The sequence below is a fragment of the Mangrovimonas cancribranchiae genome, assembly GCF_037126245.1.
Lineage (GTDB): Bacteria > Bacteroidota > Bacteroidia > Flavobacteriales > Flavobacteriaceae > Mangrovimonas > Mangrovimonas cancribranchiae.
The window spans coordinates 238,476-265,268 of the sequence record NZ_CP136925.1 but is presented as its reverse complement, the minus strand read 5'-3'; the positions used below and the strand labels follow the sequence as shown (position 1 = coordinate 265,268).

General features: G+C 34.7%; 15 protein-coding genes. 9 read left to right on the top strand and 6 right to left on the bottom strand.

Features of this window, described 5'->3' with window-relative positions; genetic code table 11:
• Positions 1–172 precede the first annotated feature (172 nt).
• The 5 genes from R3L15_RS01175 to R3L15_RS01155 are packed head-to-tail and all read left to right on the top strand — an operon-like array spanning position 173 to position 10,584.
• The gene (locus R3L15_RS01175) at positions 173–3,148 is read left to right on the top strand and encodes a TonB-dependent receptor (protein WP_338732756.1); all 2,976 of its coding nucleotides are present in this window, start codon (positions 173–175) and stop codon (positions 3,146–3,148) included.
• Positions 3,149–3,160: 12 nt separating this feature from the next.
• On the top strand, positions 3,161–4,744 hold the full coding sequence (locus R3L15_RS01170) for a RagB/SusD family nutrient uptake outer membrane protein (protein WP_338732755.1): 1,584 nt from the start codon (positions 3,161–3,163) through the stop codon (positions 4,742–4,744).
• 12 nt (positions 4,745–4,756) lie between these two features.
• The gene (locus R3L15_RS01165; RefSeq protein ID WP_338732753.1) at positions 4,757–5,818 is read left to right on the top strand and encodes a SusE domain-containing protein; all 1,062 of its coding nucleotides are present in this window, start codon (positions 4,757–4,759) and stop codon (positions 5,816–5,818) included.
• A 6-nt stretch (positions 5,819–5,824) separates the two neighbouring features.
• Complete coding sequence (locus tag R3L15_RS01160; protein ID WP_338732752.1) at positions 5,825–7,651, top strand: SusE domain-containing protein; 1,827 nt, start codon at positions 5,825–5,827, stop codon at positions 7,649–7,651.
• Between the two features lie 59 nt (positions 7,652–7,710).
• The gene (locus tag R3L15_RS01155) at positions 7,711–10,584 is read left to right on the top strand and encodes an alpha-amylase family glycosyl hydrolase (protein ID WP_338732751.1); all 2,874 of its coding nucleotides are present in this window, start codon (positions 7,711–7,713) and stop codon (positions 10,582–10,584) included.
• Between the two features lie 64 nt (positions 10,585–10,648).
• Here R3L15_RS01155 and R3L15_RS01150 read toward each other — a convergent pair whose 3' ends face one another.
• Genes R3L15_RS01150 through R3L15_RS01135 form a run of 4 tightly spaced genes read right to left on the bottom strand, consistent with a single transcriptional unit; the run spans position 10,649 to position 14,696 of the window.
• Positions 10,649–11,677 carry a UDP-glucose--hexose-1-phosphate uridylyltransferase gene (locus tag R3L15_RS01150; RefSeq protein WP_338732750.1) on the bottom strand — a complete coding sequence of 343 codons (1,029 nt, stop codon included), beginning with the start codon at positions 11,675–11,677 and terminating at the stop codon, positions 10,649–10,651.
• Between the two features lie 9 nt (positions 11,678–11,686).
• Positions 11,687–12,835: a galactokinase gene (gene galK / locus R3L15_RS01145; protein WP_338732748.1), complete on the bottom strand. Its 1,149-nt coding sequence runs from the start codon at positions 12,833–12,835 to the stop codon at positions 11,687–11,689.
• Positions 12,832–13,698 (bottom strand): hypothetical protein, encoded by an 867-nt coding sequence (locus R3L15_RS01140; RefSeq protein ID WP_338732747.1) that lies wholly within the window; start codon positions 13,696–13,698, stop codon positions 12,832–12,834. Before R3L15_RS01140 ends, galK begins: the two co-directional genes overlap by 4 nt.
• On the bottom strand, positions 13,698–14,696 hold the full coding sequence (locus tag R3L15_RS01135) for a GntR family transcriptional regulator (RefSeq protein ID WP_338732745.1): 999 nt from the start codon (positions 14,694–14,696) through the stop codon (positions 13,698–13,700). The genes R3L15_RS01140 and R3L15_RS01135 overlap by 1 nt, the downstream gene beginning before the upstream one ends.
• A gap of 115 nt (positions 14,697–14,811) precedes the next feature.
• Here R3L15_RS01135 and R3L15_RS01130 point away from each other — a divergent pair, with 115 nt between their 5' ends.
• From R3L15_RS01130 to R3L15_RS01120, 3 genes are all read left to right on the top strand, one after another.
• Positions 14,812–15,975 (top strand): arabinogalactan endo-1,4-beta-galactosidase, encoded by a 1,164-nt coding sequence (locus R3L15_RS01130; RefSeq protein WP_338732743.1) that lies wholly within the window; start codon positions 14,812–14,814, stop codon positions 15,973–15,975.
• A gap of 2 nt (positions 15,976–15,977) precedes the next feature.
• Positions 15,978–18,416, top strand: a complete 2,439-nt coding sequence (locus R3L15_RS01125) for a DUF4982 domain-containing protein (protein WP_338732741.1) — start codon at positions 15,978–15,980, stop codon at positions 18,414–18,416.
• 88 nt (positions 18,417–18,504) lie between these two features.
• Positions 18,505–20,901, top strand: coding sequence for a GAF domain-containing protein (locus R3L15_RS01120; protein ID WP_338732739.1), 2,397 nt, complete (start codon positions 18,505–18,507; stop codon positions 20,899–20,901).
• Here the strand turns inward: R3L15_RS01120 and R3L15_RS01115 are convergent.
• On the bottom strand, positions 20,898–22,082 hold the full coding sequence (locus R3L15_RS01115) for a Pycsar system effector family protein (RefSeq protein ID WP_338732737.1): 1,185 nt from the start codon (positions 22,080–22,082) through the stop codon (positions 20,898–20,900). The two genes, R3L15_RS01120 and R3L15_RS01115, sit on opposite strands and share 4 nt — an antisense overlap.
• A gap of 156 nt (positions 22,083–22,238) precedes the next feature.
• On the opposite strand from R3L15_RS01115, the gene R3L15_RS01110 reads away from it, so the two are divergent.
• Positions 22,239–25,916, top strand: coding sequence for a metallophosphoesterase (locus tag R3L15_RS01110; protein ID WP_338732736.1), 3,678 nt, complete (start codon positions 22,239–22,241; stop codon positions 25,914–25,916).
• Here R3L15_RS01110 and R3L15_RS01105 read toward each other — a convergent pair.
• Entirely contained in the window at positions 25,908–26,705 is a 798-nt protein-coding gene (locus tag R3L15_RS01105; protein ID WP_338732735.1) for a hypothetical protein, read from the bottom strand. The genes R3L15_RS01110 and R3L15_RS01105 overlap by 9 nt on opposite strands.
• Positions 26,706–26,793: the final 88 nt, after the last annotated feature.

Genomic DNA, 26,793 nt, shown 5'->3' with positions numbered 1-26,793 from the left:
TAACAATTCTATCACGCAAAATACAGAAACCTTAAAAAGTTGTTAACACGAAAACGTTTTCGTTGTAGATATCGCAAAAACACTGACTTTTTTTAGGTTATTTTTACATAGATTTAACGTCGAGAAGTAAAAATATAACTAATAAACAAAAGACTAATTCAAATTATTTTGTATGAAAACAACTTTAAATAGCTTATTGTTTTTGTTCTTGCTTGTACCATCATTTCTGTTGGCGCAAAATCAAGTTTCGGGAACAGTAATTGATGAATCGTCATTACCACTTCCTGGTGTTAATGTGATCATCAAAGGGACTTCAACAGGAACGGCTACAGATTTTGATGGTAATTATCAAATTAAAGCTAATACTGGAGACACTATTGTATTCTCGTATCTTGGTTACATTACCCAAGAAATAGTATACAACGGACAAGCTACAATCAATATAAGCTTATCTGAAGATGCGGCTCAATTAGACGAAGTCGTTTTAATTGGTTATGGTGGTGTAAAAAAAGAGGATTTAACAGGTACAGCAGATTTAATTACTGATAAAGACTTTAACAAAGGACCTATTGTCTCCGCTCAACAACTTATTACAGGAAAAGTTGCCGGTGTTTCTATAACTTCTGGAAGTGGCGCACCTGGTGATGGTCAAGATATTAGAATTAGAGGTACTGGTTCACTTTCTTTAAGTAGTAATCCTTTAATAGTTATTGATGGTATTCCTTTAAACAACGATTCTGTTGGAGGCTCAAGAAACCCACTAAACCTTGTTAACCCTAATGATATAGAAAGCATGGTGGTTTTAAAGGACGCTTCTGCAACAGCTATTTATGGGGCTAGAGGTGGAAACGGTGTTATTATCATAACCACAAAAAAGGGTAAGGATGGTGAATTTAAATTTAATATAAGTTCATCAACCACACACCACACTTCAAGAGATCGTGTAGATGTTTTATCTGCTAATGAATTTAGACAAATTGTAAATACACATCCTCAAGGCGATTCTGATACAGTAGCACTTTTAGGTAATTACGACACAGATTGGCAAGATGAAATTTACAGAAACTCTTTTGGGCAAGACCACTCTTTTACAGCTTTAGGTAGTGTTTTAGGGGTTCCTATGAGAGCTTCTTTAGGGTATTCGGATCATGATGGGATTTTAAAACGTGATAATTTTAAAAGAACTACCGCTGCTTTAAGTGTAACACCTTCTTTTATGGACGACCATTTAAAGTTAGATTTAAATGCTAAAGGACAATACACCGAAAACTTTTTTGCTAACCGTGGTGCTATTGGCTCTGCCAATGTTTACGACCCAACACAACCCGTATACGACGCTAACTCACAATATGGTGGCTATTTTGATTGGACAGACGACACTGGCACACATATTGGTTTAGCACCTACTAACCCTGTTGCTTTACTTAATCTTAATGATGACACATCTGAGGTAAGACGTATTTTAGCAAATGCAAAAGTTGATTATAAATTACACTTCTTCCCAGATTTAACCGCTACAGTTAATGTAGGTATTGACAAGTCTAACAGTAATGGAAGAACTATTACGTCCAACCTTATTCCTACAACCGATGAAGGTGTTACAGATAGAAGCGAATATTCTAGAAACTCTTATTCTCAAGAAAGAACCGATTTATTATTTGATGCATATTTAACTTATAACAAATCGTTCAATGAAGACATTCACAACTTAACTGTTACAGCTGGATATTCATATCAATCTTTCGAATATGATGGTTATAGTTACAGCCTTTTAGATGAAATTAGTGCTATTAATAGCCCAGATAGTGATATTCAGTTTGAATATATAGATAAAAGTAAAAGCGTCTTATTATCGTACTTTGGGCGTTTAAATTATGACTACAAAGGTAAATATTTAGTTACTGGAACATTAAGAGCAGATGCTTCTTCAAAGCTAAATCCAGACGATCGTTGGGGCATTTTCCCCTCTGGTGCTATTGCATGGAATATACACAAAGAAGATTTCTTGAATGAAAGTAATTTATTTAATGAATTAAAATTAAGAGTAGGTTACGGAACTGTAGGTAACGTTAATGGTCTTGGAGATTATTTATTCCTAACACGATATACTGGAAGTAATTCTCTAGCACAATATCAATTTGGTTACGACACAAGTGGAAACCCTCAATATTATCCTACTTATAGACCAGACCCTATTAATAATAACCTAAAATGGGAAATTAGTGAAACATTAAATGTAGGATTAGATTATTCTATCTTAGATAGACGTGTTTCGGGATCTGTTAATGCATATATAAGAAAAACTAACGATCTTATAGCAACATCAACAGTAGATCCTTTTACTAACTTCTCAAATAGAATCGCTGCCAATATTGGAGACATGGAAAACCGCGGTATTGAATTTGACATAACAGCTATTCCTGTAAGATCAGAAGATTTTGAATGGTCTCTAAATTACAATGTCTCGTTTAATGACAACGAAGTAACTAGAATGCCAGACCAACAATATACTGGAGGAATTTCTGGTGGTGTTGGTAATAATATTCAAACACATGTAGAAGGTGAAGCGCCTTATAGTTTTTTAGTGTATCAACAAGTATATGATGAAAACGGAAATCCTATTGAAGGTGCGTTTGTTGATAGAAACGGAGATAATGTTATTAACGATGAAGACAAATTTATTTACAAAGATCCTTATGCTGATGTATTAATGGGGCTTAATACAAATGTAAATTACAAAAAGTGGGATTTATCTGTTCAAACTAGAGCAAGTATTGGTAACTACGCCTACAATAATGTAGCGTCTGGTAATGCCTATTTAAATAATGTTGTACCAGCTAGTAATAACTACTTAACTAATCTACATTCAGAATATTTAAACTCTGGGTTTCAACAAATAACAGACAACACCCTATTAAGCAACTACTTTATCCAAGATGCTTCTTTCTTTAAAATAGATAATATTACTTTAGGCTATACATTAGACAAAGCCATTAAAGATGTGGTAGTTAAACTATATGGTTCTGTACAAAATGTAGCAACCATTACAGATTATGATGGATTAGACCCTGAAATTAATGGTGGTATAGACAATAGTTTCTATCCAAGACCAAGATCGTTTGTATTTGGTGTTAATCTTGACTTTTAAAAAATTGTAATTATGAAAAATATATTTAATAAATTAACTTTTATCCTACTCGCATCTATAACATTAGTTGCTTGTCACGATGATTTAGATCAAGAACCTATTGATCCAGATATCTTTTCTGAATTAGATGTTTACGCTAATGCCAATGAAGCAAAAAGTGCTTTAGCTAAACTTTATGCTGGATTTGCAGTAACTGGTCAACAAGGACCTGCTGGTAATCCAGATTTAAACCCAGATGATATTGATGAAGGATTTTCTCAATTTTCCAGAACTTTATTCTACTTAAACGAGTTAACAACAGACCATTCTGTACTTGGTTGGGGAGATGCTGGTGTTCCAGATATGCATGGCATGTATTGGACAGCTAGTAATGATTTTACCAATGCCATGTACAACCGTTTAGGGCAAGAAATATCATTCTGTAATTCTTTTATAGAAAATGCTTTAGGATTATCCGATGGTGTCGTGCAAACATACATTGCAGAAGCACGATTTTTAAGAGCATTTGCATATTACAACCTACTAGACTTATACGGTAATGTTCCTATTCAAACAACAGTTGCAACTACATTACCAACTCAAAATTCAAGAGAAGAAGTTTTTAATTTTGTAGAATCAGAATTACTTGATATTCAAGATCAATTAGCCTCTAGTGGAAGTAACGAGTATGGTCGTGTAGACGAAGTAGCCGCTTGGGCCTTACTATCAAGATTGTACTTGAATGCTGAAGTGTGGACAGGAACACCGCGTTACGATGACTGTGTTTCTTTCTCTAATGATGTTATGAATTCATCATACACCATTAACACAACAGACGGCAACAATAACGGAACTGCTTACGATGAACTATTCTTAGCCGACAATAACACTAACGGCGCTCAAAGAGAATTTATTTTTGCTTTAAATTTTGATGGTATACAAACGCAAACCTATGGAGGCACAACGTTCCTTGTCCATGGTCAAATAGGCGGCTCTATGACTCCTTCAGATTTTGGAGTTGACAGTGGCTGGGCAGGAATGAGAGTAACAAGTAGTCTAGTTGAAAAATTTGACGATCAAGATATGAGAGGCATGTTCTATTCCGATGGCCAATCATTAGAAATTGAAGAAATTAGTCAATTTAGCAATGGTTATGCTGTTACTAAATTTAAAAATATAGACATAAATGGTGTTCCAGGTGTTGGTACTGGTCAAGATTTAAGAACCGATACCGATTTACCTCTTATTCGTCTTGCCGAAATATATCTAAACTATGCCGAAGCTACCCTTAGAGGAGGCAATGGCGATGTAGGTACTGCTACACAAAAAATAAACGAGTTAAGAACCCGTGCTTATGGGGGAACCACTGGAAATATAACCTCTGGAGACCTAACACTTGATTTCATATTAGATGAAAGATCACGAGAACTATACTGGGAATGTCAAAGACGCACAGATTTAGTGCGCTATAACTATTTTACTACAGGCAACTATTTATGGCCTTGGAAAGGCAATCAACCTAATGGTATTGCTGTAGATTCATATAGAAACCTATTTCCTATTCCAAGTAACACTTTAGCTACAAATTCTAATCTAGAGCAAAACCCTGGATACTAAAAAATTATTACAATGAAACAAATAAAAAACCTTTGTTTAATCTTAACTGTGCTGTTCTTCGCATCATGTAGCGATGATGACTTAAGTAGCGAATTTCAAGCTACAAAAGGCACATTTGGAGATATAATAACACCAGAAGAAGGACAAAGTTATCAACTTAATCCTTACGAAAACCAAACCAACACAGCCATTACTATTACATGGGAGGATGCAGACTATAACACACCAACCCAAATTAATTACACTGTAGAAATGGCAACTGCTGGAACAAATTTTGAAACTCCAATTGTAGTTGGTTCCACTAACTCTACTGTATTAGCTATTAATATCACTGCTTTTAACGGCTATGCTGTTCAAAGTGGTATCCCGCCATTTATTGAAGGGAGTTTAGATGTTAGAGTAAAATCATCTATCGGTTCAGAAGAGGCCAACATATTGTATTCAAGTTCTAAAACTATTATGGTAACACCATTTACAACAGACCTTCCTAAACTAGCCGTTCCAGGAAACCATCAAGATTGGGATCCAGCTACAGCACCTTTATTAGCATCTTCAGCATTTGGTGAAACAGATTACCTAGGATACGTTTGGCTTGATGGCGCATACAAATTTTTAGCACCAAATGTTCTTGGTGAATTTGAATGGGGGAACACCGATTGGGGAGATAATGGAAATTTTGAAGGTATACTACTCGAAAACGATGAAACAGACTGTATTGCAGACACAGCAGGCTATTATCTTGTTGAGGCAAATACTGGCACTTTAATCTATTCAACAACTCCTGTTAGCTGGGGTATTATCGGCGAGGCAACTCCTACAGGATGGGATTCAGATACCGATTTAGTTTACAATAGCGATAATCGTACTTTAGAAGCAGATATAGATTTAACTCCTGGAGCCTTTAAATTTAGAGGTAACAATGAATGGGGCGATTTTGACTTAGGAACCGTTGATAGTGATGGTTTCTTACAAAATGGAGGCGATTTAACTTTTGATGGCCCTGCTGGTAATTACCACGTAGTATTAGACCTATCTAATCCTAGAGAATACACTTACTCTCTAACACAAAACTAATTTACAATGAAAAATCTATTAAAAATATTTTCTGTCTTGTCGCTATTAGCTATAGTGATTAGTTGTAATGAATCAGACGATTTCACATACCTTACACCAGAAGCAAATTTTAGCATTATATCACCAAGTGAAAACGCTGCACTATTATTAGATAGTGAAAACCCCAATAACAATGCCCTAACAGTTGTTTGGGAGGATAATATTTCTGGTGCAGAATCATATACTGTTGAACTATCTTTAGACGAAGAATTTTCCCAACCATATACATTAGGAACATCTTCAAGCAATACGCTTACACTAACAGTAGCAGAACTTAATGCAATGCTGTTAGAGTATAATATTTCAGCTTTAGAAGAAACAGAAGTTTTTCTAAGAATCATTGGAGGCGAATCTATTTCAGAAACATTAAAAATGTTTATCAGTTCGTATCCAGAAAATAACCCAGTAATAACAAATCCAGATAGTACTTTTGAAATTGTTTTATCTGATATTACTGAAGATGAGGTCGCCACAACTATTGAGTGGACAGATCCAGACTTTTCCGAGAACACCTCAGTAGCCATTAACTATTTTATAGAAGCTTCTATTGCAGGGACAGAATTTGCCACAATAGAGAGCTTAGGTAATACTGGAGATAGAAGTTTAGAATTAACCCATGGTCAATTAAATGCCTCGGCTTTAAATTTAGGATTAACTGTTGATGAAGCAGGAAGTATGGATATAAGAGTTCGTGCAGCACTAGAAACAGCTTCTGGAACTCTAGAACGTATATCCGAATTTATAACCATTACAGTAACCCCTTACGAAACAGCATTACCTCCTACATTATATGGTGTTGGAGCAGGTATGCCAGATGCTGGTTGGGTTTGGGACTCTCCTATAGAGTTTGCCTTACAAGGCACAACTTATTCTGGAAACGTTAATTTATCACCAGACAATGGAGGTAACTTTAGATTTTTTGCTCAGCAAGATTGGGGGCCAGATAGTTTTAATTACACATACTATCAAACTAGAGGTTATACCATAGATGAGAATCTGGTTAACGCTAACGATAATGATAATAATTTTCAATTTATTGGTACTGCAGGTGAATATTTTCTTGAAATTGATACTGAAAATAAAACGATAACGTTAGGCCCGCCCGTTTCAGGACCTAACTGTGAATATGACCAACTTTGGATAGTAGGCGCTGGTGTACCAGACGCTGGTTGGGTCTGGGATTCTCCCGTACAACTACCTTGCACAGGAAATGGTGTCTATTCAGGAAATGTAACCCTACAAAACAATTCTGGAATAGATAATAATTTTAGATTCTTTGCTCAACAAGACTGGGGACCAGATAGTTTTAATTATCCTTACTATTCAGACAATGGATACACAATAGACAGTAATTTAGTTAATGCCAACGATGGCGATAGTAATTTTGCTTTCGTAGGAACAACAGGAGAGTACTTTTTAACTATTGATACAATAAATAAAACGATAACTCTAGGGGCAGCTCAAGTAAACTGTGAATTCGACCAATTATGGTTGGTAGGAGCTGGCGTTCCAGATGCCGGTTGGGTTTGGGATACACCTGTTGAGCTCCCTTGTATTGGAGGAGGTGTTTATTCCGCTGAAATAACTCTTGCTAATGATGCCTTTAGATTCTTCACAACAAATGGCGACTGGACCTCTGGTAGAAATTACCCTTATTACGAAAACGAAGGGTATACAATTGATGCTAATTTTGAAAACGCTGGAGATGGTGACAATAACTTTAGCTTTATTGGAACCCCCGGAACATATACTCTAACAATGGATACGGTTAATAAAACGATAACTATTCAATAATAAGTTAAAATAAAAAGGCTATGGAATTCCATAGCCTTTTATGTATTCAAATAAAAACGATGAAACATATATTACATTACATATTTTTTTTCTTGTGCACACTAACGTTATCTGCACAAACTCAAAATGATGTCACTTTCAATGTTAGCCCTTCTGCTTTTGAAGAAAACGATGAAATAACTATCACTGTCTCTAACCTTGATGCTTCTGTTTGGGGCAGCACTAATGGCGAAGATATTTACCTTTGGGCATGGTATTATGACACCAATGGTAATCAAGTTGGCGACTCCCCTACAAATGGTTCATGGAGTGATTCTAATGAAATACAACAATTCACTAATAATGGTGATGGAACTTACACCTTTACCTTAATACCTAGTACTTTTTTCAATGACACAGGAATTAGTCAAATTGGTATGCTTGTTAAAAGTGACGATGGTTCGCAACAATCGCAAGATGAGACATACTATGTTGGGATAATTAATGTATTTCTAAACAATCCAACCTCCGATACTGTTATAATAGAATCTGGAGGAAGCATTAATATAAATGCTTATATGCAATCTGGAGGAAATATTGAAGTAGGCGATTTTGAAGTTTTCTTAAACAACAACTCAATAGCTACAGGTACTGGATTTCCTAACTTTGGGACTACCATTAATAACATTACTGAATCAGGAACTATTCGAGTTGAGGGAACACCTTTTGGGTCTTCAGAATCTGGCGAAGCTTCTTTTGAAGTTGCCATTGCTTCTTTAACACTGGAAACACTTCCACCAGGTTTAGAAGACGGTATAAATTATAACGAAACAGATAATTCTAAAGCAACTTTAGTTTTAGATGCGCCAAATAAAGATTTTGTTTATCTAGCTGGAAGTTTTAACAACTGGAATCCCTATGATACGCATTTAATGAAAAAAGACCCTTCTAGCTCTAAATTTTGGCTAGAATTAACAGGTCTAACCTCTGGTACTAATTACACCTATCAATATTGGATATATGATAACGATCCTGTTAACGGATCTCCTAATGAAGTTAAAACGGCTGATCCATTTTCCACACTTGTATTATCACCTTACGATGATCCTTGGATATCAGCAAACACCTATCCTAATTTGCCAACATATCCTGTAGGACAAGAACGCGAAGTTACCGTGTTAAAAACTGGACAAACACCTTATAATTGGCAAGTAACCAATTTTCAAAAACCCAAAAAAGAAGACCTTATTATTTACGAAGTTCTTATTCGTGATTTTGATAGCGATAGAAACTTCCAAGATTTAATCGACAAAATTGATTACTTCAAAAATCTTAACATTAATGCTATTGAATTAATGCCTGTTATGGAGTTTGAAGGCAACGAAAGTTGGGGATACAATACGTCATTTCATATGGCTTTAGATAAATTTTATGGAACAAAGGATAAGCTTAAAGAGTTTATCGATGTATGCCACCAAAACGATATTGCTGTTATTTTAGATGTTGCGTTAAATCACGCCTTTGGCAGGAACCCAATGGTTAGAATGTGGATGGACGATCCCGATGGCGATGGCTGGGGCGGACCAAGTAGCGAAAATCCTTATTTTAATCAAACACCTAGACATAGTTACAATGTTGGTAACGATTTTAACCACCAAGAGTCTAGAACACAATATTATGTACAACGTGTTGTTAAGCATTGGATTGAAGAATTTAATATTGACGGTTTCCGTTGGGATTTAACCAAAGGATTTACACAAAACTGTTCTGAAAGTGACGAAGGTTGTACCAACTCATACCAGCAAGATCGTGTAGATGTTTTAAAATCTTATGCAGATTATAGCTGGAGCTTAGATCCTGATCATTATGTGATTTTTGAGCATCTTGGAGGTACTTCGGAAGAACAACAATGGGCTAACTACCGTATAAATGAAGGCAAAGGTATTATGATGTGGAAAGAAATATGGAACGATTATAAAAACCTAGCTCAAGGAAATTCAGGAAACATCAACGCTATGGGCAACGTAGCAAATGGTTTTACAGAAAAAAGAGCCCTTGGTTATCCAGAAAGTCATGATAAAGACCGCATTATGTACGAAATGCTTCAATTTGGAAACAGTAGTGGCGGATACGATGTTACTAATTTAAACACGGCTCTAGAAAGAATGTCGTCTATTGGCGCTATTTCTTTAACTATTCCAGGACCAAAAATGATTTGGCATTTTGCCGATTTAGGTATGGATATTTCTATTTGGACTTGTGATAATGGTTCAGTAAACACAGACTACGATGGCAATGATGATGGCGATTGTAAATTAAGCACAAAACCACAACCACAATGGACTAATAACTGGTTAAGTGATGCCAATAGAAGTCAAATTTATAACGATTGGGCAAGGTTAAACTATTTAAAAATTAACGAAGCTGTTTTTGAAGGTGATTATGCTATAAACTCTGGAAATACAACGCCAAGAATTTATATTTGGGATGATAACATTCCTGCTAACGAATTAAAAAATGTTGTGATTTTAGCAAACTTTGGCGTAACCACCCAAAATATTGTTCCAGATTTCCCTTATACAGGAACTTGGTACGATTTAATGGACGAAACTGGAAATACTTCAATTAACGTAACTAGTACAACGGCTACGATAAGTATTCCAGCTGGACAATTTAGAATTTATGGTAATGCTGCATCTACATTAAGTATTGACGATGTGAGACAACAACCACTTTCTATTTACCCTAATCCAGCAAACGATGCATTTTACATAAACACTGAAGTAAGTAATGTAAAAATTATAGACTTAAATGGAAAGGTTGTACAAGAATTCAACGGTAATTTCTCAAAGAATCACGCCTTCGATATTTCTGAACTTGCCAAAAGTCTATATATCGTGAAAGCAAAAAACAACTCAGGAGCTATAAAAACCACTAAACTTGTAAAGTTCTAAGTCAACTTTAAAACAATTATTGTCTTGAGTAAAAAAGCTTCAACATGATGTTGAAGCTTTTTGTTTAATATAAATTATCGGCTAAATGCTTTAATGTTTGTGCAGCCGTTTCTGGAGTTATATCCCGTTGTGCCATGCCAAACATTTCGTAACCTACCATAAACTTCTTTACAGTGGCACTTCGTAATAATGGCGGATAAAAACTCATATGCCAATGCCAATGATCGTTATCTTCGCCATTTGTTGGTGCTTGATGAATTCCACTAGAATAAGGAAAAGACGTATTAAATAACTTATTGTAAGCTCTTGTTAGCACTGAAATAGCTTCAGCAAACAAAATGGTTTCTTCCCGTGGTAATATGGTTATGTCTTCTTGTGGTTGTTTTGGAACAATCATCACTTCATAAGGCCATACAGCCCAAAAAGGCACTAAAACTACAAAAGCTCTATTTTCAAAAACAAGACGTTCTTTAAGTTTTAATTCTTGCTTTAAATAATCTTGAAGCAAGGTTTTTTGATGTGTTTTAAAATATGCTTTTTGCTGACTATCTTTTTTCACAACTTCATTAGGCAAGGTTGATTGACTCCAAATTTGACCGTGTGGATGCGGATTACTACATCCCATTACAGCGCCTTTGTTTTCAAAAATTTGCACGTAATTTATATTAGGCTGTTTTCCTAAGGATACATATTCACTTTGCCAGGTATGAACTACCTTTTGAATATCCTTTACATTCATATCGGCTAAGGATTTGGAATGGTCAGGGCTAAAACAAATCACTTTACAAATACCTTGTTCGGCTTCCGCTTTAATTAAACCATCGTTAACCGAAAACTGCTTAGAATCTTTTTGAAGTGCCGAAAAATCATTTACAAAAACATAAACATCATTATAATCTGGATTTGTTTCTCCATTAGCGCGCGTATTTCCTGCGCATAAATAACAATTTGGGTCGTGAGAAGGTCGTTGTTCTTTACTAGGTTCTTCTTCCTGCCCTTGCCAAGGTCTTTTGGCTCGATGAGGAGAGACTAACACCCATTCACCTGTTAATGGATTGTAACGTTTATGTGAGTATTCTTGGATATTTTCCATAACTATTTTTTAATTTATACGGTGCGTTCCTTGTGATAATTCAACAAAATAAATAGAACAGTCTTTATGAAATTGGGCTTTATATTTTTTAGATATATTAGTTGAAAATGTATTTACAGCCTGTTTTTTTATAATATTAATTGCACAACCACCAAAACCGCCACCCATCATTCTTGCGCCAATAACGTTTGGGTTTTCTTTTGCTTGGTCAACTAAAAAATCAAGCTCTTTACAACTTATTTTAAACTGATGTTGCGCCCCATAATGTGCTTTAAACAACAAATCGCCAAAGCCTTTAATATCTCCTTTTTTCAAGAAATCGCCAGCATCAAGAACACGCTTATTTTCTTGAATAACATATAATGCTTTTTGATATTCGCTTTCTGAGAGTTGATTTTTAATAGTCCCCAAAGTTGCTTCTGTAGCGTCTCTTAAAAAATCAACATTCAATAAGGAAGCCACTTTCTCGCAAACGGCTCTTCTATCGTTATACTCGGCATCTACCAAATTATGACTTACGTTTGTGTTTATTAACATCACTTGATAATCATTAAACTCCAATGGATAAGTGTCTGCGTGTAATGTTCTACAATCTAGTAATAACGCGCGATCCTTTTCACCAAACATACTGGCATATTGATCCATAATACCACAACGAACACCCACATAATTATGTTCGGCTTTTTGGGAAATGGCTATCATTTCTTCTTTAGTTAATCCCAGTTGAAACAATTCATTCAAACCAAAAACAACACTATTTTCTAAGGCTGCAGAAGATGATAATCCCGCGCCTTTAGGAATATCGCCACCAAATACAACATTAAAAGGCTCAATATTTATGTCGCGTTTTTGAAGTTCACCCACAACACCAATAATATAATTACGCCATTGACCGTTTGGAATGGGCTTTATGTCATTTAATGCAAACTCATAGGTTTCTTCCAAATCGCTAGCAACAATCTTACAAGTTGAACTATTGCTTTTACTAATAGCCGTAACAATACCCTTGTTTATGGCGGCAGGAAACACAAATCCTTCATTATAATCGGTGTGTTCTCCTATTAAATTAATGCGTCCAGGAGAATGTATAATCAATGGATTTTCACCAAACTTCTCCTGAAATTGTTTTGTTATATAAGCTGTTAATTCTGTATTCATTTGCCTTCTAATTCAACGGTCCATTGTAATTTATAAACGTCGTCTGGTTGCAGTATTTGAAGTCCTTCTTGTGTATTAAAGCAATTAGCTGGTGCTGTTTGTGGCTCTATGGCCATAGATTTTCGGTCTTCTGGCGTATATAGCTGTAAGTAGTTGTTTTTGGACGAACTGCTTATTTTTATTTGATAGTCTGGTGTTTTAAGCTGAATTTCATTGGAGTGCAATTCAAAACAATCATCAAATACTTGATTGTTTATTGTCTCAAAGCCATTCCAATTGATTACTGTTTTCCCATTAGGAATCATTTTATCATCAACTAAAAGTTTTTCAGTACTTTTTATAGACAACTCACTATTCTCTAGATTTGACGTTTCAAAATACGGGTGCCAACCCAAAGCAAATGGAAACGCCTTAATATCGGTATTTTTCACTAGAACTTCTATATATAACACAGACATTGTCAATGTATATGTGACCGAAATATCAAACGTAAAAGGAAAGCCTTTTTCTGGTGTATGTTGCGAAAAAGTTAAGACAACTTCATTTTCAGTTTGGCTTTCAATCGTGAAGTTTTTATTAAATACCAATCCGTGAATGGCATTATGCGAATCGATATCGGGTGACCCTTTTTCCAATTGATACAACGCATCATTAAACTCATATTCTCCATTCTTGATACGGTTTGGAAACGGAAACAAAATAGATGATGCAAAGGGCTTTTTATTATGTTTTGAAATAATAGTTTTCCCTTGTAAAACAAGGTCTTTTAAGGCAGCACCAAAAGACAAATCTACTTTGGCGTAAGTATTAGTTTCTTGAGTTTTTAAAGCTACCGTTTTTATATGTTCGCTGTTATCTATCATTATAATGAGTTCCTAATAATTAATGTATTGGGATTTTCCACACTCGCTTTTTCATTATTAGCAAGCATTTGTGCTAATCGTTTTCCCATAGTTTTAAAATCGGTTGAAATAGTAGTAATCCCATTTTCCACAACTTCTTTAAGCAATGTTTCATTGTATGATATAATACCTACATCTTCACCAACTTTGTAGTTTTGTTCTTTGATTTTTTTGATTAAAAAAATTAAATCTCGATCATCTAAAACCACATAAACTTCACCTTTTTTTATGTCTCTATACTCCAACGAGTCTATAATATCACAAGGAAAATCTACCGATTTCTCAAATTTCCGGAAACCGCTTATCATTCCTTTTGGCTGCTTTTTATCTGAAAACAACAAGGTTATTTTTTCATATTCTTTAATGAGGTAAAAGGCACTGTTGAGATTACTAAAAATCGTTTCTTCAAAATTTTGATGAACTGATGGAAAATGCATTAACGCTTCTGATGTTTGATCGAGAAGATACACTTTATCCTCTGGCAATTTATCCAAGACCATATGAGTATCTGGTAAATTTGCAGGCATCACAACATAATAATTATAATTACCTATACTATCGTAAATATGCTTTTGAAATACATTAAAACTAAAGTGATGAAAGAAAATATCTACTTGAATGTCGTCATCCAATTCTTGTAAAAAAGCATAATATAACTCCTCTTTAAAAGCATTTAATTCATCAAACAACAAAAAAATCTTTTGTTTAACACCTACATCTTCACTTTTCACATAATAGCCTTTTCCAGAAATCGACTCGACAATACCACGCATTTTCAACTCGTTAAAAGCCATTAAAACGGTATCCCGAGACAAATCAAATTTATTTCGAATACTATTTATAGATGGTAATTTATCTCCTTTTTTAAGTAATCCGCTAGACAGTCCGTCTTCTACCGAAGAAACTATTTGCTTATACTTTGGCACACCTAATTTTTCTGAAACCGAAATAATACTCATAATACAAAGATATAAAAACTGGTAGGTACTAGTAGGGTTTTTGAGGAAAAAATTTTAAATTCGCATAATACACAACTGTTTTTACATAATTTAATGATTTAAAGGATTAATTATTATGAAATCTCTCAGCAACATCCACATAATTGTATTGTTTATATTGTCTTTTATTGCGTGTTCATCAGACAGCGATAATTCAAATAACACCAGCTCAACAGACGACGACCCAAATCCACCTGTTGAAAATTCGTTTTATTACGGCGCCGATTTATCCTATGTTAATGAAATGGAAGATTGTGGTGCCACATACAAAGATGCCAATGGTAACACCAAAGACCCATATACCATTTTTCAAGAAGCAGGAACAAACTTGGTTCGTGTTCGTCTTTGGCACAATCCAACTTGGACCAATTACTCAACCCTTGAAGATGTAAAAACAACCATTCAACGTGCCAAAGCTAAGGGAATGGATGTATTATTGGATTTTCATTATTCCGATACTTGGGCAGATCCTAGCAAACAAGAAATTCCAGCTGCTTGGTTGAGCGAAATTGATAATACAGAAGCTTTAGGAGAGTTACTTTACAACTATACCTACAACACACTAGAAGAATTATCAGACAACAATTTATTACCCGAAATTGTACAAGTTGGAAACGAAATTAACGGAATGATTTTACAACAAGGTGAACTGGTTTGGCCTATTGATTGGGAACGAAACGCACACTTAATCAATAAAGGTATTGAAGCTGTTAGACATATTTCAACCGAAAAAAATAAAGACATACAAGTTATGCTTCACATTGCCCAACCCGAAAATGGTTTATGGTGGTTTGAGCAAGCTACGGATAATGGTATAACCGATTATGATTGGATTGGACTTTCGTATTACCCTATTTGGAGCGACTACAACCTTAACAATGTTGGCACAGCATTAAGCACACTAATAAACACATACAACAAACGTTTAATGATTGTTGAAACAGCCTACCCATTTACTATGACAGATAATGACAATGCAGGCAATATTTTAGGTAACGATGCCTTGGTATCTGGCTATTCTGCTACACAACAAGGGCAATTAGGCTATTTAAATCAATTGCAATCTATAGTTAAAAATGCTGGTGGCGAAGGCATTGTATATTGGGAACCTGCCTGGGTATCTACCAGCTGTTCCACACAATGGGGACAAGGCTCGCATTGGGATAACGCCACGCTTTTCGACCATAATAATCAAGCCACTTTGGGAATGCAATTTTACAACGGTTCACAAGACAATTAATAATGATATACAGAAGCCTTCTTTTCATAGTACTATTAATATTTTTTGGATGTTCTAAAACAGATAGCAACACGACCACTCGAGAAGTCATCTCCCTAAAAGAAGGGTGGAAATTCCAAAAAGGGAGTCACCCAAACGCTATTTCAATTGGCTATGATGACACCAACTGGGAATCTGTAACTGTACCGCACGATTGGGCAATTTATGGTCCTTTTGACAAAGAAATAGACAAACAAGACGTAGCAATTGTTCAAAACGGAGAAACTGTAGCTACTGAAAAAACAGGGCGAACAGGCGCTTTACCTTACATAGGTGAAGCTTGGTACCGAAACACATTTGATATTCCTAATTACAATGAAAATAAAAAAGTCTTAATTCTTTTTGAAGGCGCAATGAGCGAACCTGAAGTCTTCATCAATGGAAAAAAAGTAGGTGAATGGAAATATGGCTATGCTTATTTCTATTTTGATATTTCTAAACACATAAAAGCGACAAACAACACCCTAGCTGTAAAGCTAAATAACAATGGCTTATCTTCAAGGTGGTATCCTGGTGCTGGGTTATACAGAAATGTGCGCGTGATTGTAAAAAACCAAGAAAGCATCGATCAATGGGGAACTTTTATTACAACACCCAATATCACCGATAAAATTGCTCAAGTAAATGTAAAAACCAATGTTACGGGAGATAACCTAAAGTTAATCACCACTATTTTTGATGCTGAAAGCAACGAAGTTGTTTCAAATGAAACTACAGCACGTTTTGGCAATCAGTTTGAACAAAATATTGCTGTCAACAATCCTGTTTTATGGGACACTGAAAATCCATATCAATATACAGCTGTTTCAAAATTATACGCTGGTAATATCCTAAAAGACGAAGTCACCACAAAATTTGGAATACGTGACATTAAATATGATAGAGAATCTGGATTTAATTTGAATGGGGTTCCAACTAAATTTAAAGGTGTTTGTCTACACCACGATTTAGGCCCTTTGGGAACAGCCGTAAACAAATCGGCTTTAAGGCGTCAATTAAAAATATTAAAAGATATGGGAGTCAACGCCATACGCAGTTCCCACAATATGCCTTCGTTTGAACAATTGGAACTATGTGATGAAATGGGCTTTTTATTTTTGGCCGAAAGCTTTGATGAATGGAAAAAACCAAAAGTAAAAAATGGCTACAACCTCTATTTTGACGATTATGCCGAAAAAGATATTGTAAACCTTATAAAAGCAACCAGAAATCATCCATCTATTGTAATGTGGAGTTCTGGTAACGAAGTGCCAGACCAATGGGGTAGCGAAGGTGTAAAACGTGCCAAATGGTTACAAGACATTTTTCATCGTGAAGACCCTACACGTCCAGTTACCGTAGGTATGGATCAAGTAAAAGCTGTTATGGAATCTGGTTTTGGAGCCATTATGGATATTCCTGGTTTAAATTATCGTGTTCATTTATACGAAGAAGCTTACGAGCGATTTCCACAAGGATATATTTTAGGTTCCGAAACAGCTTCAACCGTAAGTTCTCGTGGCGTTTATCATTTTCCTGCTAAAAAAGGGAGTATGATACAACACGACGATTATCAATCGTCATCTTACGATTTGGAATATTGCAGTTGGTCAAATCTTCCTGAAGACGATTTTATCTTGCAAGATGACAAGCCTTGGGTTTTAGGCGAATTTGTTTGGACAGGATTTGATTACTTGGGCGAACCAACACCTTATGACGAAGTATGGCCTTCACGAAGTTCCTACTTTGGTATTAACGATTTAGCTGGATTGCCAAAAGACCGCTATTATTTGTACAGAAGCCGATGGAACACCAAAGACGAAACCCTTCATATATTACCACACTGGAATTGGAAAGGTCGCGAAGGCGAAATCACACCTGTTTTTGTGTACACAAACTACAATAGCGCCGAATTATTTTTAAATGGAAAAAGTTTGGGCGTTCAAACCAAAAACAATAGCTCACCACAACACCGTTATCGTTTAATGTGGATGGACGTTACATACGAACCCGGAACTTTAAAAGTCGTTGCTTTTGATGATCAAGGTAATCCAGCAGCTGAAAAAGAAATAAAAACCTCTGGAAAACCACATCAATTGGTTTTGGAGCCTGACACCACAACCATAAAAGCCAATGGCGAAGATATTGCCTTTGTAACGGTTTCGGTAGTCGACAAAAATGGCATTCCTTGTCCTACAGCTACTAATCAATTAAAATTTAAAGTGGAAGGCAAAGGTGTTTATCGTGCTGCTTGTAATGGTGACGCAACATCGTTAGAGATGTTTCATTTACCAACTATGAAATTGTTTAGCGGCAAACTTGTTGTTTTGGTACAATCTACAAAAGAAGCTGGTAATATTTCGCTTACGGTATCTGGGAAAGACCTACAGCCTGCAAAAGTTGAATTAAAATCAGTACAATAAGTTATATTATAAAATAACAACATGTAACGTTTTAAGGACTTTTTCGTCTAAAGAGGCATAAACGCTTTTTTTTAGTTAATTTTGCATTATGTCTATAAACACAGATTTTGAATCGCCTTTATTTTTAAAAATTGGTTTTGGTAAACTCCTGGACCAATACGAGCGTCTTGCATCAAGTGAAAACACCTTGAGTTCGCAACGCGCAAAGGCTGTATTACAAATCGCTGAAAAGAACCCTAAACTTAGAGAAGGATTTACAGACACCAAATTAATAGAAACGTTTTCTGAAGATATTAACGAGATCCTCCAAGATTCGTTTAGCGACCTATTAACTCAGAACGAAATTAAAACCGCAGGATTACCGTTTTGCGATGTTTTATTTAGGTCTTCGCAACGCTTTAAGGACATTATAAAAGATGCTGGAAATAACTTTACGCCTACCATCATCAACATGCCAGATGAAGATTTTTATATTGTTGGTTGCGCCGCTATTTTAAAATATCATTACCATTTCGACCTTAATTTCAAAAGACCTTTCTATTATAAAATTCCAGACAAAAATGGCGTTATTAGGTATTATAAAATAACTTATAATGCCGACTTTACAGAGATAATAAAAACAGACAAAGCTCCTAATTTATCTGAAGACGACATTAGCTTACTTCTTGACAACTTTGACAACATAGACCTTTGGAAAGAAAAATTTCCTCCTCATAGCTATATTATGAAGGGATTTGTCATATCAAACATGTTTGATATTACAGACGATCAATCTATTTCAAACATTAAATCAAGCCTCATTAAAATTGAAAACCCAAAAGACGCAAGTTTCATTTCAGATTTTGAAGACGTTTTCAGGGCATTTTATAAAATTAAAGATATTAATGTAGGTTTCTCGTTATACGACAGAAAAGAGGATTCTTTTGAAAGGTTTTTTGGTGAAGACATACACAGTTATATTATAAACGACTTTGAAAAAGAGCATTGTCTCGATGCACTATGTAATAATAGCTATGAAAAATTACTAAAAGACAGAAAGCTTTTTGCCATCTCTGATGTTGATTTACAATATCACCGGTCTAGAGGTAAAATTTCCTACATTAAAGTGTTACACAAACAAGGTATTAAAAGTGCTATTTTTGCCCCTATTGCCAATGAAAAAGGCCTCATGGGTATTTTAGAATTAGTCTCATATACCTCGAGAGCACTTAACAGCATAAACGCCAATAAGCTTAATGAGGTTATGCCTTATATTGTTGCTGCCGTTGAACGCTCTAAAAACGCACATGAACATTTGGTTGATGCTGTTATACAACAAGAATGCACCTCTATTCATCCTAGTGTACATTGGCGCTTTAGAAAAGCTGCGATAAACTTTATAAACAAAAATATTTATCTAAATAAAAACACCACGTTTGAAAAAATAATATTTAGAAATGTATATCCTTTATTTGGACAGATTGATATTAAAGGCTCCTCAAATGCCAGAAACGAAGCCACACAACAAGATTTAAAAAAACAATTAAAGGAGACCGTTTCGCTACTTAAAAAAGCATATAAGTTTAACAGCATGCCTGTTTACGAGCAGGTATTATTTCAAACTGAAGAATATCTTGAACTTTTAAATAACAACTTTAAAGTTGACAGCGAACATAAAATTGGTTTATTTTTAAAACATGATGTTTATCCTTTATTAGATTTACTTCTTAAAAACGATGATTCTTTATCTAACTCAATTCATAAGTATAAATCAAAAATAGATACGGATTTAAAGGTGTTTTACCACCACAGAAACCAATTTGATGACACGGTTAAAATTATCAACCGCTCCATGTCGAGGCTTCTAGACAAGCGTCAAAAAGATGCCCAACAGATGTACCCACATTTCTTTGAGCGTTTTAAAACCGATGGTGTTGAGCACAACATGTATATTGGTGAGTCTATAACAAGAGAAGATAGTTTTAGCGATATTTATCTTTATAATTTGCGTTTGTGGCAAATGCAAGTTATGTGTGAAATGGAAAACGAATTTTACAACAAAAAAGAGGATTTCTTGGTACCACTAAATGTGGCTTCTTTAATTTTAGTTTTTAACCAACCTATGTCTATTAGGTTTAGAATGGATGAAAAGAAATTTGATGTTGACGGCACTTACAACGCTAGATACGAAGTCGTTAAAAAACGTGTTGATAAAGCTTTTGTAAAAAACACCAATCAACGTATTACCGAGCCTGGAAAACTTTCTATTGTTTACTCTCAAAAAGAAGATGAAGAAGAATATTTACGCTATGTAAAGTTTCTTCAGCATAAAAACATGTTAGATAAAAATGTTCAAATAGTAGAACTAGAAGATTTACAAGGCGTTACAGGACTTAAAGCTATAAAAGTTGGTATACTGTATAAAAGCACCTTAAAAAACACTTCAAAAAGCAGCTCTAAAGCATATTATAATTACGATGATTTAATGCAGGTTATAAAAGCTTAATGACCACCTTGCATGATATTAAACGAAATACCAAAAGCTAGTATAGATACAACAATTCCTACCATAAAAATAGAATAGGTAATTCTAAGTATTCTGTATTTTCTATCTAAAACTTTTCCTAAAAAGTATAAATCTTTAGTTAAGGAACTGTACACATAATCTTTATCTTGTAGTAATTCGTTAACCGCCCATTCAAACTCTTCAAGTTTCATTTTATGAAAGTTTCCAAAAAACGTGAGGTTAACGTTTTTGTTTTCCACATCTTCTTTGGTAAACTCGCCTCTAGTAATATTAGGTCGTGTTGCTATAATAGAAAGCACTATAGAAATTAAACTAAACAGTACAAAAATAACTGTTGGCCAAATTAAATATGCATTAGAAGGATTATCTAACTTTGACAATAAGTTTGAAATAATAAGCGATATAATTATAGCATTGACTGATAATAAAATATTGGCTTTTGTATCGGCTATATCGCTTAGTTTAATATGGTTTCTAAGCGCCACTCTATAAAAGGTTTGCACGCCACGCTCTGGACTTTCCTTTTTATACTTTGCGCGTAATTTTTCTTTTTCAACACGCTCGGCTTTCTTTTTCTTTTTCTTAATTAAATTGGTTAAGTTTTTCTCCTTTTGTGGCTGCCAATTTTTAATAGCATATTCGGTAAAAAATTTATGCTTTTCGGCCAACATTTTAATATTTTCCTCCAACCATTCGTCATGGGTGTAATAAACTACATCTCTTATTTCAAGTTCTTTTCTTAATAGCTCACTTGTTTCTTCAAAATATTTTTTTCCAAAATGCGAGGTATCTGAATCACACAAAATTTGCTCTAATAACGTTTTAGGAACTTCATCAAGACAAGTTGCCAAAATACAACGTTCTACACCACTTACAATCTCTGAAGACACGTTATTATCTTCTAAAAAATGTTTGGCAACCTTTGCCGATTCTTTTTCATGCTGTTTTGTAGAAGTAGCATAACCTACATCATGGAAAATGGCGGCTAACCTTACAATTAACATTTCATCTTCGCTTAACTCTAGGGCTTCAAGTATCTCGTTAACACTCTTTAGAACACGTTCTGTATGTATATAATTATGATATAAAAACGTACTAGAAAGCTGAGTTTTAAAAAGATTAAATACAAAATCAACCGATTGTTGCTCTAATGTAGTCATGATTGTAGTTTGATTATATAATGACAAATGATTTCTGAAAAGTTTTGTCTATTTTTAAGTTGAAAACTTTCAAATTACAGTAAAAGTAATTTTTTTTGAAAGAAAAACATAAACCTAACGACAACATCGTTACTTTTAGCTTTTGTTTTCTTTAATATGACGCATTTAAAACTTAGCAGATTTCTCTCTCTATTTCTTATAGCTTTTCTAGCTATTAGCTGCGCCACATTTAAAACGCAATATAAACATATTGAAGAGGACTACAGCCTAAGTAACAAACCTATTGCCCATACGTTTTATCTTATTGGTGATGCAGGAAACTCCCCCATAGGAACCTCAACAAAAGCTCTTCAGCATTTTAAACAAACTTTAGAAACTGCTAATAAAAATAGTACGGCATTATTTTTAGGTGATAACATTTACCCTAAAGGTATGCCAAAAAAGGGCAAAAAAGGAAGAGATTTCGCCGAACACCAATTACATGTTCAAACACAAGCTGCAAAAGACTTTAAAGGAAGAGCCATTTTTATTCCAGGAAATCACGATTGGTACAGCGGTTTAAATGGTCTTGAACGTCAAGAAGACTATATTGACGATGCTTTAGGGAAAAATTCCTTTTTACCAGAACACGGTTGCCCATTAGAGCGCGAAACTATTTCTGATGATATAGAGCTTATTATTGTCGATTCTGAGTGGTATTTAACCAATTGGAACAACCACCCAACCATGAATGACGAGTGCGACATAAAAACCCGAGAAGTTTTTTGGGATGAGTTTGAAAGCGATGTGAAAAAATCACGAGGCAAAACAACTGTTATTGCTCTGCATCATCCTTTATTTTCTTTTGGCCCACACAATGGCAAGTATTCGTTTCAAGAGCATTTAAAACCTGTTCCTGGTTTAGGTACACTAAAAAATGTACTTAGAAAAACTACTGGAGTTGTTCCTGCCGACATACAATTTAAACGCTATAACGAGTTTAGAAAACGTATGATTAGAATTGCTCAAGAAAACGATCGTGTTATTTTTGTATCTGGGCATGAGCATAGTTTGCAATATATAGTTCAAGATAATTTACCTCAAATAATTAGTGGCTCTGGATCTAAATCCACAGCAACCAAGTTAGAAGCTGGCGCACAATTTACCTCAAGCAATAACGGTTTTGCTAAATTATTAATTTATGAAGATGGGTCTTCAGCTGTTGAATATGTCGATTCCAACACAAAAGAATCACTTTTTACCACTGAAATTTACACCTCTAAAACGCTTCCACAAAAAACTTTTAAAAAGCATTATAACCCTACTGTAACCGCTTCGGTTTACACACCAGAAGAAACCGAAAAATCTAAGTTTTATAGGTTTTTATGGGGTAATCGCTATCGCAACGCTTACAGCACTCCTATTTCTACAAAAACAGTTATGTTAGATACGTTAATGGGCGGTCTAACTCCAATACGAAAAGGAGGTGGAACACAATCTAACTCCTTACGATTGGCCGATTCTACAGGAAAAGAATTTGTCATGCGTGGGTTGCGTAAAAACGCGCAAAATTTCATCCAATCGGTCGCTTTTAAAGATCAATATGTAGAAGGTCAATTTAGCAACACCTACACTGAAGGTTTGGTTTTCGATGTCTTTACAGGGTCGCATCCTTATGCACCTTTTATAATAGATAATCTTTCAACTCCAATTAATGTATTACATACTAATCCAAAGCTTTACTACGTCCCTAAACAAGAGACATTTTTAGAATATATTGACACCTTTGGCGATGAATTATATATGATTGAAGAACACGCTGGAGACGACCACGGGCATCTTAAAAGCTTTGCTTATTCAGACGAGCTTATTGGAACTGATGATATGTTTTTAGAAATACGCTCTGATGAAGATATTATTATTGACGAGGCCGCTTTTATTCGTGCCAGATTATTTGATATGCTAATTGGCGATTGGGATAGACATGCCGATCAATGGCGTTGGGCAACCACAAAAGCAGATAAGAAAGTTGTCTACCAGCCTGTGCCTAGAGATCGCGATCAAGCGTTCTCTAAAATTGGCGATGGGTTTTTGTTCTCCATAGGGCGTATTCTTATACCACTGGCTAGAAAATTTCAAACTTACGATACCCAATTAAAAGACATTAAATGGTTCAACTTAACACCTTATAAATTAGATGTTGTACTCACATCGCAATCTGATAGTACTATTTGGGAGGAACAAGCCAAATACATACAAACACATTTAACCGACCAAGTTATTGATAAGGCTTTTGAAGACTTCCCCGAAGGAGTTAAAAACAGCACCACCAACACGATTAAACAACAGCTTAAGGAAAGGCGTTCTCACCTATTAAAAATGGCTAAAGATTATTACAACATCGTTTCTAAAACTGTTGTTGTTCAGGGCACAGATAAAGACGATTGGTTTGATATTGAACGCTTACCCAATGGACAGACAAAAATTATTGGCTACAGAATAAAAAAAGGAAAAAAAGCCGATGTATTTTTTAAACGCACCTTTACCTTGTCTGAAACCAAAGCCATTTGGCTCTATGCTCTGGATGACGATGATGTTTTACACGTTCACGGAAATAGCAATAAATATATTGCAATGTACCTTATTGGTGGCCAAAACAATGATATCTACACTATAGAAAACGGTAAAAAAGTATTTGTTTACGATTTTAAATCGAAACCGAATACCTTTAAAACTACAAAAGGGCGTGTTACATTAACAGATGACTACGATATAAACATTTACGACTATGAAAAGCCTAGTTTTAATGCTTTCGCAGTAGCGCCAATTTTAGGATACAATCCAGATGATGGTGTAAAACTAGGCTTATCCGGAACCTATACCGTTAATGGTTTTAAAAGAAACCCTTTTACCGAACAACACAAACTATCTGCAGCATACTATTTTGCAACACAAGGATTTGATATGGAGTACGAAGGGGAATTTGCTCAAGTAATTAATGATTTTAATTTGGGGCTTAACGCCAGATTAACAAGCCCTAACTACAGCATTAACTTTTTTGGGTTTGGCAACGAAACAATAAACCCTAACTATATTAATGATCATATTTACGATTTAGACTACAACCGTGTTAAATTAAGTGCCTTTAAAATTGCTCCTAGCCTTATAAAACGTGGCGACTTGGGAAGCAAAACTTCGTTAAAACTTCTATACGAAACCATTGAAGTAGAACAAATACAACATCGTTTTATAAACACCTACTATAATAATACTCTTATTGAAAATAGAAACCACTACGCTGGCTTGGAGCTTTCTTATGCATTTCAAAATAAAGATTATACTGCTTTTCCTACTTTAGGTATGTCTTTTGGTATTACAACAGGCTATAAAACCAATATCGATAATCATAAAGACTTTGGATATATTATTCCAGATATGAGTATAGATTACAAACTTATTTCAAATGGAAAATTAGTATTAGCTTCAAAACTAAAAGGGCATTTTACGATAGGAAATGAATTTGAATTCTTCCAAGCCGCATCAATTGGTGCTAGTAATGGCTTAAGAGGCTACAGAAACGAACGTTTTACTGGTAAAAATGCATTTTACCAATTAACCGACATACGCTACCTCTTTGACAAAATGCGTACAGGATTACTTCCTATTAATGTAGCGCTTTATGGCGGGTTTGATTATGGTCGTGTTTGGCTAGAAAATGATTTTTCTAACACATGGCACACCTCATATGGTGGAGGAATCATGATTATTGGCGCCGAAATGCTTACGGCTAATATTTCATTATTTAACAGTAATGAAAACCCTAGATTTGCATTTGGTTTAGGGGTGTTATTTTAATTGATACATATTACCTCCTTCACTACCATTTCTCTCATCTGTAATAATTATGGTATCATTTTTAAAACAAAGCCCTTCTTTTTGCGAATTATGCTTAAATGGAACTTTTTCAATGTCTCCATTAAAAAAATTGTCGCTAGAATAATTACTTAGCTTCCATAGTTTATCATGATTAAGCAAAATAACTGTTTTTCCATCGCTAGAAATATCGGCAGAGGTTATTTTTGTTTTTTTTCCTTTTAATTTAAATTTTGTTACAAATTTTGCCTTCTGTTCTCCTATCTCATTTTTAACTTTAATCATTATAGCTGATTTCTTCTCTTTACTAAAAATGTAAAAATAGTTTTGATATAGAAAAAAGCCTTCAAAATCTTCAGACTTCATTTTTTTTGGCAATTTAAATTCTATAACCTCAGCAGTAGTTTCTGTTTTATCTTGTGGATTAGTTACTTTATAAATTTGAAATTTTTTACGCTTTTTAGAATTGTTACCAAAATCGCCAATGTAAATATTCCCTAAATTATCTGAAGTTAAATCTTCCCAGTCCTTATTTTTACTATTTAAAATCCTTACCTCGGATATTAAATTCCCCGTATCATCTAGACCATAAAGCACATTATCATTTCCCGAATCTTCTATCACCCAATATAGATCTGATTGCGTTATGGTTTCGACCGCAGAAACTTCTTTTAAGTTGTTTTCTATATCGCCCATAAACTTTAGGTTCCCAAAATTACAGGACACTAAGGTTACCCCTAAAGCCAAAAATAACTTCTTAACAACTATCATTTTATATAAATTAGCTTAATGTAAAACATGGTTATACAAAACTAAAAAAACCACCATTAAAAAATGGTGGTTACTTAAAAACTAAACT

Bases quoted from the DNA above. Each gene is read 5' to 3' on its own strand.
- R3L15_RS01125 (WP_338732741.1), top strand. From the start codon at position 15,978: ATGATATACAGAAGCCTTCTTTTCATAGTACTATTAATATTTTTTGGA.
- R3L15_RS01140 (WP_338732747.1), bottom strand. From the start codon at position 13,698: ATGATAGATAACAGCGAACATATAAAAACGGTAGCTTTAAAAACTCAA.
- galK (WP_338732748.1), bottom strand. From the start codon at position 12,835: ATGAATACAGAATTAACAGCTTATATAACAAAACAATTTCAGGAGAAG.
- R3L15_RS01165 (WP_338732753.1), top strand. From the start codon at position 4,757: ATGAAACAAATAAAAAACCTTTGTTTAATCTTAACTGTGCTGTTCTTC.
- R3L15_RS01175 (WP_338732756.1), top strand. From the start codon at position 173: ATGAAAACAACTTTAAATAGCTTATTGTTTTTGTTCTTGCTTGTACCA.
- R3L15_RS01135 (WP_338732745.1), bottom strand. From the start codon at position 14,696: ATGAGTATTATTTCGGTTTCAGAAAAATTAGGTGTGCCAAAGTATAAG.
- R3L15_RS01130 (WP_338732743.1), top strand. From the start codon at position 14,812: ATGAAATCTCTCAGCAACATCCACATAATTGTATTGTTTATATTGTCT.
- R3L15_RS01110 (WP_338732736.1), top strand. From the start codon at position 22,239: ATGACGCATTTAAAACTTAGCAGATTTCTCTCTCTATTTCTTATAGCT.
- R3L15_RS01120 (WP_338732739.1), top strand. From the start codon at position 18,505: ATGTCTATAAACACAGATTTTGAATCGCCTTTATTTTTAAAAATTGGT.
- R3L15_RS01150 (WP_338732750.1), bottom strand. From the start codon at position 11,677: ATGGAAAATATCCAAGAATACTCACATAAACGTTACAATCCATTAACA.
- R3L15_RS01105 (WP_338732735.1), bottom strand. From the start codon at position 26,705: ATGATAGTTGTTAAGAAGTTATTTTTGGCTTTAGGGGTAACCTTAGTG.
- R3L15_RS01170 (WP_338732755.1), top strand. From the start codon at position 3,161: ATGAAAAATATATTTAATAAATTAACTTTTATCCTACTCGCATCTATA.
- R3L15_RS01155 (WP_338732751.1), top strand. From the start codon at position 7,711: ATGAAACATATATTACATTACATATTTTTTTTCTTGTGCACACTAACG.
- R3L15_RS01160 (WP_338732752.1), top strand. From the start codon at position 5,825: ATGAAAAATCTATTAAAAATATTTTCTGTCTTGTCGCTATTAGCTATA.
- R3L15_RS01115 (WP_338732737.1), bottom strand. From the start codon at position 22,082: ATGACTACATTAGAGCAACAATCGGTTGATTTTGTATTTAATCTTTTT.